Below are 15,503 nucleotides of genomic sequence, written 5' to 3' on the forward strand. Positions count from 1 at the left end.
CCCGGGGGGCGTGACCTGCGGCTCGATGACCGCCGACGCCGGCCGGGTCCGGATGGGTGCGGACGGCAGGCGGTCGGCGAGGGTTGGGGTGGGAGGCGGTCTCCTCAGGTGCGGGGCTTCCACAGCAGACGGCCGTAGTCGTTGCCGTTGGGCAACCGCAGGATGGTGTGGATGTGGAAGCGGGCCGGGACCGGATTGGTCAGAAACATGCCGGCGTGGTGGTCGAACTCGATGAGCACCACCGGGCTCTGCACCCGGTAGTAGAACGGCTGCTCGTCGTCAATGCCGCCGATCCAGGTCAGGTACGTCTCCGGGAGGTGCGCACGCACCTCGCGCATGCGGGCCGCCCGTGGGCCTTCGGGCAGCAGGCCGCTGTACTGCTCGATGACGGCCAGCAGCAACTGCTGCTGCTCGCCGTCCAGTTCGGTGGCGCGGATCCCCTCCACGGGGATCACCCGGTTGTCCTGGAACGCGCCCGCGAGGAACCGCTCCTCCACCGGGTGCACCCGTCCTTCCGGCATCCGTGGATCGCGCACCTCCGGGTAGCTGCGGGCCACGGAGAGCTGTCGCGGAGTCAGGCTGTTGACGAACGACAGCCCGACCCGTTCACGGACACCCAGCGGCCGGAGACCGGCATCCGGCCCGATGTCGGCGCTGTCCGGCTCGGCACCGAGGAAGACCGGGCCGATCGTCATCCGGTCCCCGGCCACCAGGGCGTTGACGCACACATGGTGCCCGTACAGGTGCCATCCCCACGGCTGGTCCAGCGACGGTTCGCCGAAGACGGCGAACTGGTAGCTGCCGGTGTTCATGACCCCGGGCATGCCGGTGAGCTCACCGAGGAAGCCGTTGAGCCGCATCAGATGGCGCACCACGGTGTAGCCGTCCTCGCTGAGGGTCGCCTTCACCAGCCCCAGCAGGGCATCCGCGGTCCGGTCCGGCACTTCCTCCAGGCGAAGGCCGTTGTCGTACAGCAGCACCTCGGGGTTGCTCCAGGTCCGCCACTGCGGTGCCTCCAGCGGATAGGTCAGTCGCTGCCACTGCTCGCGCGTGGTGCGGCGGCGGATCTCCTCGACCGCGCGGAGCATCGCCTCGGTGGGCGGGCGTTCGGCGTCGGGGACCGCCCCGAGTTCGTAGACGCCGTGGCGGACGCGGCCGTCGGTGGTGATACCGGCGTACGGTTCTTCCGCGCTCTCGCGCCACTGGCGTACCACCTCGGCGAGCACGGGAATGCTCAGCCGGGCGTCGGCGTACGTCCGAGCCGTGTGTTCTTGCAGGCCGGCGACGCGCGGGTCGTCGGGGGTGGGAACGTAGCGACGGAACCGCGTGGCGTGTCGCACGTCGGTCTCAGGCGGTTTCGGCATGGTGCCTCCTTCCGGCGGCGCCCAGGTCGGCGAGGTCGTCGACGGCGTCGTGGTCCGGCCCGAGGCCGGCCGGCAGCGACCCGGTAGCCATGCCGGGTACGTCGCTGCGTCGCGTCAGGGAGCGCGCGATGTCGGCGCCGGCGGGGGACTTCATGCCGAACGCGAGGCTGCGCAGGAGGGCCGGGCCGGGCTCGGCGGACTCCGTTGTCGCTGTCATGGTGCCCTTCGTTTCCCCTTCGGTCCATACCGTGGACCAGTGGACCGTTCTAAGGACCTTCGGCAAACTTAAGCCCGGCGTTCCGGAAGCGTCAAGCAGGAGGGGAGGAGCGCTGACCGGCGAGCGAGGAACCTGCGCCGTGGGTCGCGCCCGGATCGCGCGGCCACGCGTCAGAAATCGAGCACGGCGGTGAGTTCGTGGGAGCGGTCCGCCAACGCCGGAGCGGCCTTGTCCACCGCGTACTTCGTGAAGTGCGGGTAGTCGCCGTGCGCCTTGAGCGCGTCCTCGTCGTCATAGATCTCGAAGAACCTCAAGACCATGGGCTGCTCGGGGTCCTGGTGGACGACGTATGCCTGGCACCCGAGGTTGCCCGGGTGAGCGCGCCTGACGGCGTGATCGTGCGGCACACGGCAGACCCTCGCGAGCCAGGCGGGAGGCATGGTTCCCCGGCCGGCGTGCCGACGGCCCGACCGGCGCCGCCGTAACCGCACCCCCGCACCCCTGTACCGGGAAACGCTGAGGAGTACCTCCCATGGCCATCGTCATCTCCGCCACCTGGACGGCCCACCCCGGCCAGGAGGGCGTCGTCCGTGACGCCCTCGCCAAGCTGGTCCCCGCCACTCGCGCCGAACCCTGGCTGGGGAACCCTCTCGAAGACCGCCCCGGGGCGACAACTGCGAGGTGAGCATCCCCATGCATCCGTGCTCCCGACCTTTGCGGGGCGGCCGGCGGATGCGTGTCCGACGGCCGCGCGGCGTCCGAACGCAGGGAGGCGTTCGAGAAACCGTCCCCGCACCCCCATGTAAGGCCAGCAGGTCCCCTGGTTCGGCATGTGGGCCACGTCGGATTCCTGGGCGCCGTTCATCGACCGCTTCCGACGAGCGTGACGATGTGGCGTTCGCGACTCCGCAGCCACCACATGCCTCCGGGGTCGACCCTCGGCACGGAGGCGGTCACCGCAGCGAGGTCGCCCGGATCCCAGCACCACTCGGCGCGAGCGGGGCACAACGTGATCATGCTCATGACGACGTCGCTTTCGGCTTCGGCGGATTCGACCGCCCGGGATCGCCGACTTCCGCCTGGCGGCGAGCCCGAGGTGCCGTTGCATCGAGGCTCGCGGACCGCAGAGGCAACTCCCCACCTGCTTGACGCTTCCGGAATGCCAAGCCTAAGTTTGCTGGAGGTCCTTATTACGGTCCATCGGTCCACTGAATGGACCGGAAGCGAAGCGAAGGGCGCCATGACAGCGACATCGGAGTCCGCCGAGCCCGGCCCGGCCTTCCTACGAGGCGTACGCGTCCTGGATGTGACCGGGGCCCTGGCCGGCCCCTACTGCACGACCATCCTGTCCGACCTGGGCGCGGACGTCCTCAAGATCGAACCGGTCAGGGGTGACGGCATGCGCGCCCGGCGGATGGGCCGGGATCGCAGGTCGATCCCCTTCGACCTGACCCACCGCGACAAGCAGAGCCTCGCGGTCGACATGAAGTCCCCCGCCGGCGCCGACATCGTGCGCTCCCTGGCACGACGCAGCGACGTCCTGGTGGAGAACTTCCGGGTGGGCGCGATGTCGCGGCTCGGACTGGGTTACGAGGATCTGCGGGCGGAGTGCCCCGACCTCGTCTACTGCTCCATCTCCGGCTTCGGGCAGTTCGGCCCGATGCGCGACGCGAAGGGCATCGACCTGATCGCGCAGGCCTACAGCGGGCTCATGTCCGTGACCGGGTCGGTCGACGGGCAACTGGCCAAGGCGGGCTTTCCCATATCCGACGTGGGCACCGGCATGTGGGGAGCGATCGGCGTCCTGGCCGCACTGCTGCGCGCACGCGCCGGTGGCGGCGGCGCGTACATCGACGTCGCGCTCGCGGACTCGGTGGCCGCATGGTCGCTGTGGGAGGTCGCCGACTACGTGGCGACCGGGGTGGAACCGGCCCCGCTGGGCACGGCTCACCGACTGGCCGCCCCCTACGAGGCGTTCACCTGCCAGGACGGTGGCACCCTCGTGCTCGGCGCGGTCGACCGGGCATGGGAGGCGCTGTGCGCTGTCCTGGAGCTCGATCTGCGCGACGATCCGCGCTTCGCCACCGAGTACGAACGCTTCCTGCACCGGGCGCCCCTCGCGGAGATCATCCAGGCACGTTTCGCCACGGCTCCCCGGGATCACTGGATGGGCGCGCTGCGTGCGGCAGGGGTCCCCTGCGGTCCGGTCAACGGCATCAGCGACATCCTCACCGACGAACAGTTCGCCGCGCGCGGCCTGTTCGTGCACGACGAGGAGCGCTTCGCGGAGCCGACGATCGTGAACACCCCCATCGTCGCCGACGGCGCGCCGCGCGCCCGTGGCCGCGCACCCGAACTGGGCGGGGACACGATCGCGGTCCTGGCCGAACTGGGATACGACGACGACCGGATCGCCGCCCTGGTCAAGGACGGTGTCGTCGGCGTGCACGATACCGACGAGACCACGGCCGGCCGTGCTCACACGAAGACGAAAGCGGCCACCCCTGCCGCCAGTAGCGCCGAGGCGCAGCAATGAATCAGGAGGGCATCTTCATGACCATTCCGACGCCCGCTTCCCCAGCGGACTGGACGGACGGACTCGGCCTCGCCCGTGTCCTGCATGGCGGTGGCCCCGTGGTCGCGCTGCGGCGGGACGGGGTGGCGAAGGCGCGCCTCGCCCTGGTGGACGGCCAGGTCTTCGACGACCTGCCCGCGCTGTTGGAGGCGGCCGAGGGCGACCCGGCGGCCATCGAGGGCGGCGCCGTGATCGACGCGCCGGACCATCGGCTGCTGAGCCCGGTCGGACGCCCGGGCAAGGTCATCTGCATCGGCCAGAACTACCTCGCGCACGTGCACGAGGGCGGCCGCGCCACAGGACCGGCTCACCCCGATCTCTTTCCGAAATGGCACACCTCACTGGCCGCGCCCTACGCCGACGTGGCACTGCCACCGGAATCGGACCAGATCGACTACGAGAGCGAACTCGCCGTGGTCATCGGTGCCCGTGCGCGTCGGATCGCGGCCGAGGACGCGGAGAGCGTCATCTTCGGGTACACCGCGGCCAACGACGTCTCCGTGCGTGACTTCCAGTTCCACACCACGCAGCGGGTCGCCGGCAAGGCCTGGGACGGTCTCACCCCCGTCGGTCCGGTCGTCGTGCCCGCCACGCGGCTCGGCGGCGCACGGCCCGACCTCACCATCAAGGGCACGCTCGACGGTGAGGTTCTCCAGGACGACCGCACCTCCTCACTCCTTTTCGGCGTACCGGAGTTGCTGGCCTACATCACCACCGTGATGACCCTGGAGCCCGGGGACCTGATCCTCACCGGCACCCCCTCCGGGGTGGGCTTCGTACGCGAGCCGAAGGTGCTCCTGCGCGACGGCTCGGAGTTCGAAGTGCGCATCGAGGGGATCGGCGCGCTGCGCAACCGCTTCGTGGCCGAGAAGGCCGTATGACCTCGGTGACCGTGACCTCCTCGCCACGGATCCGCACCGAGGTACGGAACGCGGTCGGCACCGTGGAGATCAGCAACCCGGCCCGGCGCAACGCGTTGTCCGTGGCGATGATGACCGAACTCGCCGCCGCCCTGCGGGCGATGAACGAAGACCAAGACGTACGTGTGGTCGTCGTCCGCGGCGCCGGCGAGCAGGCCTTCGTCTCCGGCGCTGACATCAGCGAGTTCCCTGGCCGCCAGGACGAGGCCGCAAGACAGGCGGCGGACAACGCGGCCACGACACTGTTCACACAGCTCTCGGCGCTCTCGGTCCCCGTCATCGCCCGCATCCACGGCTACTGCCTGGGCGCGGGCATGGCCCTCGCCCTGGGCGCCGACCTGCGCTACGCGGACACCCGCAGCGTCCTGGCCATCCCGGCCGCCCGCCTGGGCGTCGGCTACCCCTTGGCCCAGACCGCCGCGCTCGTCCAGACCGTCGGGCCGTCGGCCGCGAGCGACCTGCTGTTCACCGGACGCCGGCTGCCGGCCGCCGAGGCGCACGCCCTGGGCCTGGTGGACCGGGTCGTCGAACCCGACGAGCTGGGCAAGGTCGTCGACGAACTCGCGGCCACCATCGCGGCGAACGCGCCCCTGTCCGTCCGCGCCGCCAAGGCGTCCGTACAAGCCGTCCGCCGCCTGAGCGAGGGCGACGAAGCGGCGGGCAGCGCCGCGCTGAGGCACGCGATCGAGGCCGTCGCCCGCTGCCGCACCTCCGACGACCTCCGCGAAGGCGCCCTCGCCTTCCTGGAGAAGCGGCCCCCGCGCTTCACCGGCCGCTGACACCCAATGCACGATCGACGACAGGAGCACCCCGGCATGGGGACATCACTGAAGGGCCGGACCATCGTGATGTCCGGCGGCAGCCGTGGCATCGGGCTGGCCATCCTCACCGCAGCGGCCCGCGAAGGCGCCAACGCGGTGTTCCTGGCCAAAACCGACACGCCCGACCCGAGACTGCCGGGGACCGTGCACACGGCGGTCGCCGCGATCGAGGCCGCCGGCGGATCCGCCGTCGCGGTGGTCGGCGACGTCCGTGAGGAGGCCGACGTCGAACGCGCGGTCGCCACCGCGGTCGACCGGTTCGGGGGCGTCGACGTCTGCGTCAACAACGCCAGCGCCCTCGATGTGCGGGGCACCGAGGAACTGCCCGTCAAGCGCTTCGACCTGATGCAGTCGATCAACAGCAGGGGCACCTTTCTGCTGACCCGGGCCTGCCTGCCGTACCTGAAGCAGTCCGACCACGCCCACATCCTGACCCTGTCGCCGCCGCTCAACCTCGCCCCGCGCTGGCTCGGCGCCCACCCCGCCTACACCCTGTCGAAGTACGGCATGACCCTGCTCACCCTCGGCTGGGCGGCCGAGTTCGCGGAGCACGGCATCGCCGCGAACTGCCTCTGGCCGCAGACCCTGATCGCGACCGCCGCCGTAGCCAACGTCCTGGACGGCGAGAACCTCACCTCACGGTCACGCGGCCCCGAGATCATGGCGGACGCGGCCCTCACCGTGCTCTCCCGCCCGCCGCGTGAACGGACCGGCCGGACCCTCCTCGACGCCGACGTTCTGATCGAAGCCGGTCACACGGATCTCTCCGGGTACGGCGGGGGCCGGGAGCCGGAGCTCGACTTCTTCGTGGATCCGCCGCAGGTGGGATGACCGTTCGGGTGTGAGGGCGGAGCCGGGAACCGGGCCGCGCCCGGCGGGATCGCCGATCGGCCGCGCCCCGCTCGTACACCGCGACCGACGTCCGCGCCGAGTGCGTCCGTGTACCGCGGTGGCCAGGCCGGGGCAGGCGCTGTTCCGGAGCGCGGGCTGCCGCGCCAGGAGCCAGGGCGCTGCCCCCCGACGCCTGCGCCGGCCCGCGCAGGTCGTCGGTGGAGCAGAGGGCACCGGACACCGCCGGAACGGCGTCGTCCGCGGCCCGCACACCGTCGTGGACCGCCGTCGCGACCAGCCGCTTGGTCGCCGCGTGGGCGCAAGTGGGGCCGGCGGCTTAGCGGCGCGCGCACTCCCGCGCGGCTTCGGCGAAGCCTTCGCCGGGAAGAACGCGGTTCACCACGTTCCAGCGCTCCAGGGTTGCCGCCGCACAGCGCTCCCCTGTGTAGATCACTTCACGGGCTCTGGCCGACCCGGCGCGCTCGGCCAGGCGCTGGGGCCCTCCCATCGAAGGTGCAGCCCTACGACGGTCTCCACCAGCCCGAAGGACGCGGACTCCGCGGCCAGCAGGATGTCGCAGGCCAGAGCGATCTCGAACGCCGCGGTGCGCAATGACGCGGACGCGATGGTGCCGCGGTACCACCCACGGCGGCACCTCCGTACCGGCCCCCGTCCATCCCGAGCGCGGAACGGCGGCGGGGCGAATCCCGCCACGCGGTCGCCGGAGAGGGGCCGCCCCGGACGGCCGCACTGTGCGAGCCCGTCGGACAGTCCCGAACCGCAACCGGGCTCCGCGTACCGGCCAGCTCTCGTGTACGGCCCTTCGTTGCACCACGCGACCGCGCTCTCCTGAGTCATGGCCCACCGCCGCACCGGCGCCGACCGCTGTCCTCGTTTCCCCCGCGCCCCGGGGACCGGTCCCCTCGTGGCTCGTCGGGAACGACCCCGCAGCGCCCTGTCGTCACTCCAGCCCGCGCTTGCCCGGCGCCCAGAACGGCTTGGTGAGGACCGACCGACGGTCCCAGCCGGCCTCTCGCACGAGCACCTGCTTCACCGCTTGCACGGTTCGCGCCTCCCCGGCGACGTAGGCGATGCCGCCGGGCGCAGGAGCGAGCCGTCGTACCGAGGCAGGCAGCGGAGTATCGCCTCTGACCAGCCAGTCGAGGCGGTCGCCGTGGGTCAGCGGCAGCTGGTCCGCCTCCGTCGCCGTCTCCACGCAGCCGGAGACCCGCGCGCCCTCGGTCAGCGCGGCCAGCATCGCCCCGAAAGCGACGGCCGCGGTCTCGTCCCCGACGAAGAAATGGTGCGAGGCGTCCGGGCGCAGCACGAAGGATCCCTCCGGCCTGCTCAGTCGCACCTGGTCCCCCACCTCGGCGGTCCGCCCCCACCGGGCGCCGGGCCCAGCGCCCGGATGGTCCAGCACGCACAACTCGACAGCGCCGGCGGGTTCGTAACGCCACACCGAGTACGTACGCCGGGTCAGCCCGTTGCCCACCATCACCCGCACCTGCTGTCCGGGCCGCACCGTCAACCCGGCGAGTACGTCGCCCTCGATACGGAGCCGGCGCATACGGGCGGCGATCGCTTCGGTGGCCGTGACGGTTCCACGCAGCATCAGGAGGTCGAGGACGGGATCCAGCAGGGCGGGCATGGCGGACTCCAGGCGGGAGAAGGACAATCGGGCGACGAAAGAGGGGAGTTCGGGGGCTATCGGGCGGAGGCGGGCCTTGGCACAGGTGGCCGCGCGGCCTGCCCGGCGGGACGGACGTGGCCGGGCCGACGCGTGATCACCGCACCGAGCTCAGTGGCATGACCCTGCGGTACGCCGACACCGCGATCACAGCGACCGCGACGTGCATCAGGAGCAGTGCCACCACACCGGTCACCTCGCCATCGCCGAACTGGAAGAAGTCCGGAACGAAGGAGACCACGACGACCGAAGGGACGAGCCGCCGGAGCAGCCGTTCGGGATCGCGGGAGAACCTGCGGACTACGGCCCATCCGACGGTTCCTCCCAGCACTCCCAGCGTGGTCAGGAAGATGTACGACGCCGGCTCCAACGGGTCGAAGTCATCCGGTGCACCCAGCGTGTGCGCCAGCACGGCGATCAACGCGTTGGCCAAGGAGGACAGCAGGATGGCGCCGAAGACGCCTCCCGCCACCACGAGCGGACCCCGACGTGAGAGTAGCGCCTCAGAGACAGAGGACATGGCAACTCCGGATGGTGAGAGGGAACATGGTCATTTCGGGGCTACCCGTGACACGCACTTGCTGGAGGATGTGGTGGGCCTCGCCCACCCACAGGTACTCGATCCAGAAGCGACCGACGGTGTACGCGGCGGCGTGCAACGCGAACCCCCGGCCTGCTGGAACAGCGGGCCGTCGGTCGCGGGCCGATCGTCGCCGCCCGCGCCCCTTTCGCACATCGACCGACCGACGCGCTCTTCGTCCACCGATCGGTGGACCCGCCCCCACTGGCCGGCTGATTCTGCCGCCACGCGGCTGCGCCTACGCTGAGGCCCATGGCACTGCAACAGGCGTGGGAGTGGGAGCGGTGGAAGGTCATGGGGCAGCACGCCTTCTTCGCCATCGTGCTCGCCCTGTCCATGTCGGGTGCGCTTTCCGGGGCGGACATGACGACCGGCGCGGCGCTGTCACGGATCGGCCCGGGGGTGGGGCTCGCCCTGTGGTACGTGTACTGGATCGCGCTGCGCGGCGGCGCCGATCGCCCGCCGCTGCCCTACCTCGTCGGGGCCTTGGCAGGGTGGGCGGTCATGGCCGTGGTGGACCCCGCGTTCCTCCCGGTCGCCGTGGCGGTGCTGAGCCCGTACTGGCTGCGGCGGCCCTGGTGGTCGGCCGGCGGGGTACTGGTGCTGGGCGCCGCCTGGTCGTTGAAGAGCTTCGCCACGCACGGCTCCGTCGACGTGCGGGAGCTCACGGGCTGCGTGCTCGGCACCGCGGTGGCGGTCACCATCACCTGCTACGTCGCCACCCTCGACCACGAGAGTCACAAGCGGCAGCGGCTCCTGGACGAGCTCACCGCCACCCAGGCCGAACGAGCGGCAGCGGAACGCCAGGCGGGCACCCTGGCCGAACGCCAGCGCCTGGCCCGGGAGGTCCACGACACCCTGACCCAGGGGTTCGCGTCCATCGCCATGCTGCTGGACGCCGTGGGTGAGGACCTGCCGCCCGACTCCCCCGCGGCCCGCCGCGTCGGGCAGGCCATGCGGACGGCTCGGGACAACCTCGTCGAGAGCCGCCGCCTCGTGCACGCCCTTCGCCCGGCGCCGCTGGACCGCACGCACCTGGCGGACGCGGTCCGCGAGCTCACCACCCGGTTGACGGAGGAGACCGGCATCGAGGCCTGCACGGTCGTGACCGGCCGACCGGTCGCCCTGCCTCCCGCTACCGAGGGCGAGTTGCTGCGCGTCGTGCAGGAGGCACTGACCAACGCCCGGCGCCACGCCCGCCCGGTGAGCGTGTCGGTCACGCTCTCGTACCTCGGCGATGTCCTGGCCATCGACGTCCAGGACGACGGCACCGGTTTCGCACCCGCTGCCCGGCACACCGGTATCGGGCTGATCACCATGCGGGAGCGCATCGCCGCCCTGGACGGCACCTTCGCGGTGGAAAGCACCCCGGGCGAGGGTACGACCATCGCCGTCACGGTGCCGCTCCCCGTCGACTCCCCGGCCTCCGAAGCCCCGGCCGCCGTGTCGGGCACCGAACGTCTGGCCCCGGTGTCATGAGGCCTTCGACCGGTCCGGGGATCCGGGTCCTCCTCGCCGACGACCACCCCGTGGTCCGCGACGGGCTCGCCGCCATGCTCTCCACCCAGCCCGACCTCACGGTTGTCGGCGAAGCCTCCACCGGTGCCGAGGCACTGCGCCAGACCGCCGCACTCGCACCCGACGTCGTGCTGATGGACCTGCAGATGCCCGGCATGGACGGCACCGCCGCGACCGCCGCGATCCGCGCCGCCCACCCCCAGGTGCGGGTAGTCGTCCTGACGACCTATGACACGGACGCCGACATCACCGCCGCGATCGACGCCGGCGCGGTCGGCTACCTGCTCAAGGACACCGCACGACACGAGCTCTGCGAGGCCGTCCGTACCGCCGCCCGGGGAGGTGCGGCACTGTCACCCACGGTGGCCGCCAAGGTCCTCGCCCATGTGCGCGGCGACCGGGGCGGCGGCTTGTCCGGCAGGGAACTCGAAGTCCTGTCCGCCGTGGCCCGGGGACAGAGCAACAAGCAGATCGCCCGCGCCCTGCGCCTGTCCGAGGCCACGGTCAAGACCCATCTGCTGCACATCTACGCCAAGCTCGACGTCGGCGACCGGACCGCCGCCGTCACTGCGGCGCTGGGCCGGGGAATCATCCGCATGGACTGACGGCCCGAGACGTCGTCGCGCCGGTCGCCGTTGCCGCTCCGCGAACGTCGCCTGCTGACGGGCGTGTTCGCCGCATCGGAACCGCCGGGCCTGCGACTCGACCAGCACCGCGCTGTCGGCGAGCGGACGTGCGTACCGCTGTGCGCCCGAGCGGACAGCGTCCCGCCCGCCGATCACGCTGCCGTGCCATGGCCGTCCGGCCCCGGACGGCCACCACCAACTCGCCTTCCCACACGACGTTTTCACCGCGACACCGACGGCCGTTCATGATCGCTGTGTGTCGTTCAGCCATACGGTGACAAGGACGCGGCCCTTGTCGCCTCGCTGGGCCAAAACCGCCTTCAGCTGGGTCGAGGAGTACTCCGACACCTTTGTGAAGCTCATTGGGCTGCTCGACGTACTGGCGCATCGCCTTGCTGGTCGCGGTCGCGTGGGGCCGTTTCGGGCCGTACCCGTTCTGACCGCATCCGCCCGGTTCCATGGTCGCGTTCCATGGTCGGCGCTCAGCAGCGGGATGACGGACGACTGCTTGCGCAGCTATGGCAAGGGGCGGTCGGGGTGGGCGGACCAGGATTCTCCGAAGGAGGCTGCGGGACACCCGGGCCGCCCCGACCGCGAGGCGCTTCGTCGAGAACACCCGACGAGACCCGCACAGTTGGCAACTTCCGGTGTCACGCCGACCGCTCCGGCCCGCTGGGCCCCCTGTGATGCCGGCCGCCGTGGCACCGGTGTATGAGGCAAGGACGCGTACGGCACACAGGAAGGCCTGGCCGGGCTCGGCGGACTCCGTTGTCGCTGTCATGACGCCCCCAGTCCATCGGTCCATAATGTGAACCAGTAGACCGCTCAGAGGACCTGTGGCAATGTTGCTCCCGGCACGAACGCCGAACGGCAACGACCACGGAGCAGGACTCGTCGCCGCCATCCGCCCCGGGCACGGCTGACGGGTCACCTCCCTGTCGATCTCGGGCCCGGAAAGCCGTATGACACCCGACCCGCTCCTGCCACGCCCAATGACGGGCAGCTACGGCGGCGGCAACTTGGCGTCAACCCGCCTCCGCCAGGCGCGGCCGCCGAGCGCGCGATCGAGACGACAGGACGGAACAGCCATGGACTTCACGGAGACCGAGAGGATCCGCGATCTCAAGCTACGAGCCACCCGGTTCCTGGACGAGTTCGTCATCCCCGCGGAACCGGTCTACGCGCAGCAGAAGACCGAGATCGGGCCGTGGGAGACCCCGCCGGTCATGGCGGAGCTCAAGAAGGCCGCCCGTGATCGTGGTCTGTGGAACCTCTTCCTTCCCGGAGAGCGGGGCGCGGGCCTGACCAACCTCGAATACGCACATGTCGCCGAGATAACCGGTCGAAGCCCGTGGATCATGCCGGAAGCGCTGAACTGCTCGGCGCCCGACACGGGCAACATGGAGATCCTCGCGCACTTCGCCACGCCGCCGGTGCAGAAGCGGTGGCTCCAGCCCCTGCTCGACGGCGAGATCCGCTCCGTCTACTCGATGACCGAGCCCCTGGTCGCCAGCTCCGACGCGAACAACATCGACACCCTGATCACCGAGGACGCGGACGGCTTGCGGATCAACGGCCGCAAGTGGTGGTCCAGCGGCGCGATGAGCCCCGCCTGCAAGGTGGCCGTCGTGATGGGCCGTTCGAATCCGGACGGAGAGCACCACCGCACCCACAGCATGGTCGTGGTCCCGCTCGACACCCCCGGGGTGAACGTCCTGCGATCGACCAGTGTGTTCGGGTACTCCGACAGCGGTCACGGCGGTCACGCCGAGATCCTGTACGACGACGTCCGGGTCCCTCGCGAGAACCTCCTGGGCGAGTTGCACGGCGGCTTCGCCATCGCGCAGGCACGCCTCGGTCCCGGCCGGATCCACCACGCCATGCGCCTGGTCGGCATGGCGGAGCGCGCCTTCGACCTGATGTGCTCCCGAGCCCACGAGCGCACTCCCTTCGGTAGACCGCTCGCCGAACAGGGCGTCTTCCAGGACTGGGTGGCGGAAGCACGCATACGCATCGAGACGACCCGCCTCCTGGTGCTGAAGACGGCATGGCTGATGGACACCGTCGGCAACCGCGGTGCGGCGATCGAGATCTCGGGCATCAAGGTGGCCGCACCGCGGATGGCCACCTGGGTCATCGACCATGCGATCCAGGCCCACGGCGGTGGCGGCGTGAGCCAGGACTTTCCCCTGGCCGAGCTGTACGCCCAGGCCCGCATGCTGCGTATCGCCGACGGACCGGACGAAGTCCACAAGATGTCCCTCGCGCGCCGTGAGCTCCGCCGGTTCGCATAAATATTCTCTAACTCCAGCTATGACACTTCAGGGCCTCCTCGTAGCATGACGCTTGTCAGGCCACACCGGTGTGGCACGCTGCACCGGTTGCGCAACGTTCGGCCGAGAGGCGGGACCATGGCGGACACCCGTGCGTGGGCGACGGAAGCCCGGTCGTCCGAGGCCGTTTACCGCATGCTGCGGAACCGGATCATGACCTGCGAGCTGGTTCCCGGCCAGCTGCTCACCGAGCGCACCAGTGCCGTTCAATGGGGACTGGGGCTGCCGCCGGTCCGCGACGCGTTGACGCGCCTCGTGGGTGACGGTCTGGTCCAGGTGGTCTCGCCCAACGCGTACCGGATCATCACCCCACTCACCCTGAAGTCGGTCAACGATCTGTTCACCGTCTGGGCATTGTTCGGCCCGGAGATGGCCGCGCTGGGCACCAGCCGGGCCGACCCGGAGCAGGCTGGCCGGCTGCGACAGCTGATGGTGGACGGGAACGCGGTGCTCGCTGGCCCACTGGACCGGGATCAGGTCCTCCGGTTCATCCACATCACCGAACGGACCTTCGACCTGGTCGCAAGCGCCTCCCTCAACGACCGGCTGCTCATCGAGGTCTACCGGTCGCTCTCCGGCGAGTTGTGGCGTGTTCTGGCCTTGGTCCTCATCTCGGCAGACCGCGTCGACACGTTCCTGGCCGCTGGCATGACCTGGCACTCGGTGATCGACCGGCGGGACGCGCTCGGGGTCACGCGGCTGACCAGCCAAGCCGCGGCGGCAAGCCGCGCGTCGGCTGTGCGCTTGTTGACGGACCGGACGAAGAATGGCGACGGCGTAGTACTTCCGCTGCGGCGCTGAGGCCACGCCACCCATGTCGCCGGACGAGGCACAGGGCCGCTCGGTGTTCACCGGTGAGCGCTATCATCGCTTTGCTGGTATATCACCGAGCGTCTCGATCGCGGGAGCTAGCAACGTGTCAGTGCCCTCGTCCGAACCCCTGTCTCTTGGCGACGCCGCCTACCGACAGCTACGGGCCGACATCGTGTCCTGCCGGATCGTCCCAGGCCAGCGCCTCACCGAACGCTCACTCGCCGAGACCACCGGCTTCGGTATCTCCCCGATCCGCGACGCGCTCACCCGCCTCAGCCACGAGGGTCTCGTGCGGACGTCGCCCCGCAAGGGCTACCAGGTGACCCCGCTCACCCTGAAGTCCGTCGACGATCTGTTCACACTCTGGCGGATCGTGGGACCCGAGACCGTCCGGCTAGGCGTGCAGGACGCCACCGCCGAACGGCGCCGGCAGATCATCGCCGCGCTCTCCACGGCGATACGCGGCAGCGACGAGGTCGACGAGCAGCCCATGCGGCGCGTCGAGGCGGTCGCCGCAGGCTTCGCATGCCTTGCCGCGGCGACCGACAACGACTACCTGATCAGGATCCACGACCGGCTCCAGAACGACATCACCCGCGTCATGGCGCTCATCATCACCGAGTCCGACACTTCGATGGCCGGCCCCTCGATCGACGCAGAGTTGGTCGAGTGCGTCGAACGCCGCGACGGCGAGGCCGCCGCCGCGCGTGTCCGCGACTACATCGGCGACCTGCACGCGCGTGTCCTGAGGATCCTGACCCGCTGGCCGTCCGTCGTCGCCAGCGAGATCACCACGGTGCGCGACTGACCCGCAGTCAGGCACAACTGACATACGGATGGCGCGGTCTGACCACGCGCGCTCTGGCTGGCTGGCTGGCTGGCTGGCTGGCTGGCTGGCTGGCTGGAGAGCGAACCGCTGGTTCCGACTCACTGGGTGCTCGTAACGGCGGCTCGTAAGGCCACTTGCCTTACACGGCCAGCGCGGTTCCCTCGACGGGTGCCATCCCCTGCAGGAGTCCTCCGATCACTGCGGAGATGACGGGAGCAGGGCGGTCAGCCTCCCGCGTTCCAGACGACCGGCGCTGTGTGGACTCGTGATCACCGGACCCCGCTACGAAGGCGGCGCCGCTGTCACCGGCACCTACGACCACCGCCCGGTCAAGGGCACCATCTACATCGAGGTCGCCCCCTCGAAGCAACAGTGACCTACACCTG

General features: G+C 70.5%; 16 protein-coding genes. 10 read left to right on the plus strand and 6 right to left on the minus strand.

Annotated features, from left to right (window positions below; translation table 11 throughout):
* Window positions 1-104: 104 nt before the first annotated feature.
* The 3 genes from AQJ64_RS17650 to AQJ64_RS17660 form a co-directional block, all read right to left on the minus strand.
* Window positions 105-1,364: a DUF3500 domain-containing protein gene (locus AQJ64_RS17650; protein ID WP_055631648.1), complete on the minus strand. Its 1,260-nt coding sequence runs from the start codon at window positions 1,362-1,364 to the stop codon at window positions 105-107.
* A complete protein-coding gene (locus AQJ64_RS17655) occupies window positions 1,348-1,581 on the minus strand; it encodes a hypothetical protein (protein ID WP_055631649.1) in 234 nt (77 codons plus the stop codon). The genes AQJ64_RS17650 and AQJ64_RS17655 overlap by 17 nt, the downstream gene beginning before the upstream one ends.
* 170 nt (window positions 1,582-1,751) lie before the next feature.
* Window positions 1,752-1,988: a putative quinol monooxygenase gene (locus AQJ64_RS17660; protein ID WP_157880807.1), complete on the minus strand. Its 237-nt coding sequence runs from the start codon at window positions 1,986-1,988 to the stop codon at window positions 1,752-1,754.
* Between the two features lie 125 nt (window positions 1,989-2,113).
* On the opposite strand from AQJ64_RS17660, the gene AQJ64_RS49120 reads away from it, so the two are divergent.
* From AQJ64_RS49120 to AQJ64_RS17680, 5 genes are all read left to right on the plus strand, one after another.
* Window positions 2,114-2,266 (plus strand): putative quinol monooxygenase, encoded by a 153-nt coding sequence (locus AQJ64_RS49120; RefSeq protein ID WP_157880808.1) that lies wholly within the window; start codon window positions 2,114-2,116, stop codon window positions 2,264-2,266.
* A 555-nt stretch (window positions 2,267-2,821) separates the two neighbouring features.
* Window positions 2,822-4,117: a CaiB/BaiF CoA transferase family protein gene (locus tag AQJ64_RS17665; protein WP_063788634.1), complete on the plus strand. Its 1,296-nt coding sequence runs from the start codon at window positions 2,822-2,824 to the stop codon at window positions 4,115-4,117.
* 17 nt (window positions 4,118-4,134) lie between these two features.
* Window positions 4,135-5,037: a fumarylacetoacetate hydrolase family protein gene (locus AQJ64_RS17670; RefSeq protein ID WP_063788639.1), complete on the plus strand. Its 903-nt coding sequence runs from the start codon at window positions 4,135-4,137 to the stop codon at window positions 5,035-5,037.
* The gene (locus tag AQJ64_RS17675) at window positions 5,034-5,855 is read left to right on the plus strand and encodes an enoyl-CoA hydratase-related protein (protein ID WP_055631652.1); all 822 of its coding nucleotides are present in this window, start codon (window positions 5,034-5,036) and stop codon (window positions 5,853-5,855) included. Before AQJ64_RS17670 ends, AQJ64_RS17675 begins: the two co-directional genes overlap by 4 nt.
* 36 nt (window positions 5,856-5,891) lie before the next feature.
* Window positions 5,892-6,728 carry an SDR family oxidoreductase gene (locus AQJ64_RS17680; protein WP_055631653.1) on the plus strand — a complete coding sequence of 279 codons (837 nt, stop codon included), beginning with the start codon at window positions 5,892-5,894 and terminating at the stop codon, window positions 6,726-6,728.
* Between the two features lie 337 nt (window positions 6,729-7,065).
* Here AQJ64_RS17680 and AQJ64_RS52350 read toward each other — a convergent pair whose 3' ends face one another.
* From AQJ64_RS52350 to AQJ64_RS17695, 3 genes are all read right to left on the minus strand, one after another.
* Window positions 7,066-7,236: an enoyl-CoA hydratase-related protein gene (locus AQJ64_RS52350; protein WP_206189602.1), complete on the minus strand. Its 171-nt coding sequence runs from the start codon at window positions 7,234-7,236 to the stop codon at window positions 7,066-7,068.
* Window positions 7,237-7,689: 453 nt separating this feature from the next.
* Window positions 7,690-8,379 (minus strand): siderophore-interacting protein, encoded by a 690-nt coding sequence (locus tag AQJ64_RS17690; protein WP_055631654.1) that lies wholly within the window; start codon window positions 8,377-8,379, stop codon window positions 7,690-7,692.
* Window positions 8,380-8,515: 136 nt separating this feature from the next.
* A complete protein-coding gene (locus AQJ64_RS17695; RefSeq protein ID WP_055631655.1) occupies window positions 8,516-8,938 on the minus strand; it encodes a DUF6069 family protein in 423 nt (140 codons plus the stop codon).
* 312 nt (window positions 8,939-9,250) lie between these two features.
* On the opposite strand from AQJ64_RS17695, the gene AQJ64_RS17700 reads away from it, so the two are divergent.
* From AQJ64_RS17700 to AQJ64_RS17720, 5 genes are all read left to right on the plus strand, one after another.
* On the plus strand, window positions 9,251-10,477 hold the full coding sequence (locus AQJ64_RS17700; protein ID WP_055631656.1) for a sensor histidine kinase: 1,227 nt from the start codon (window positions 9,251-9,253) through the stop codon (window positions 10,475-10,477).
* The gene (locus AQJ64_RS17705) at window positions 10,474-11,121 is read left to right on the plus strand and encodes a response regulator (RefSeq protein ID WP_055631657.1); all 648 of its coding nucleotides are present in this window, start codon (window positions 10,474-10,476) and stop codon (window positions 11,119-11,121) included. The genes AQJ64_RS17700 and AQJ64_RS17705 overlap by 4 nt, the downstream gene beginning before the upstream one ends.
* Window positions 11,122-12,230: 1,109 nt before the next feature.
* A complete protein-coding gene (locus tag AQJ64_RS17710; protein ID WP_055631658.1) occupies window positions 12,231-13,436 on the plus strand; it encodes an acyl-CoA dehydrogenase family protein in 1,206 nt (401 codons plus the stop codon).
* Window positions 13,437-13,553: 117 nt separating this feature from the next.
* On the plus strand, window positions 13,554-14,276 hold the full coding sequence (locus tag AQJ64_RS17715; RefSeq protein WP_059202761.1) for a GntR family transcriptional regulator: 723 nt from the start codon (window positions 13,554-13,556) through the stop codon (window positions 14,274-14,276).
* 115 nt (window positions 14,277-14,391) lie between these two features.
* Window positions 14,392-15,096, plus strand: coding sequence for a GntR family transcriptional regulator (locus AQJ64_RS17720; RefSeq protein ID WP_159060299.1), 705 nt, complete (start codon window positions 14,392-14,394; stop codon window positions 15,094-15,096).
* Window positions 15,097-15,503 lie beyond the last annotated feature (407 nt).

It is taken from the genome of Streptomyces griseoruber, assembly GCF_001514205.1.
Lineage (GTDB): Bacteria > Actinomycetota > Actinomycetes > Streptomycetales > Streptomycetaceae > Streptomyces > Streptomyces griseoruber.